Source organism: Vibrio sp. 10N.222.49.C9 (assembly GCF_041474985.1).
Lineage (GTDB): Bacteria > Pseudomonadota > Gammaproteobacteria > Enterobacterales > Vibrionaceae > Vibrio > Vibrio crassostreae_C.
Genome location: NZ_JBFRVD010000045.1, coordinates 1 through 519, shown reverse-complemented (window position 1 = coordinate 519; position 519 = coordinate 1). Strand labels below are relative to the sequence as shown.

Below are 519 nucleotides of genomic sequence, written 5' to 3'. Positions count from 1 at the left end.
TATCTTCGTATAAGGAGGTGATCCAGCCCCAGGTTCCCCTAGGGCTACCTTGTTACGACTTCACCCCAGTCATGAACCACAAAGTGGTGAGCGTCCTCCCCGAAAGGTTAAACTACCCACTTCTTTTGCAGCCCACTCCCATGGTGTGACGGGCGGTGTGTACAAGGCCCGGGAACGTATTCACCGTGACATTCTGATTCACGATTACTAGCGATTCCGACTTCATGGAGTCGAGTTGCAGACTCCAATCCGGACTACGACGCACTTTTTGGGATTCGCTCACTATCGCTAGCTTGCTGCCCTCTGTATGCGCCATTGTAGCACGTGTGTAGCCCTACTCGTAAGGGCCATGATGACTTGACGTCGTCCCCACCTTCCTCCGGTTTATCACCGGCAGTCTCCCTGGAGTTCCCGACATTACTCGCTGGCAAACAAGGATAAGGGTTGCGCTCGTTGCGGGACTTAACCCAACATTTCACAACACGAGCTGACGACAGCCATGCAGCACCTGTCTCAGAG

Annotated in this window: 1 rRNA gene; it reads right to left on the bottom strand. The window is 53.8% G+C overall.

Annotated elements, in window-relative coordinates:
* Nucleotides 1–10 precede the first annotated feature (10 nt).
* Nucleotides 11–519 (bottom strand): 16S ribosomal RNA (locus AB4585_RS18755); the annotation flags it as partial.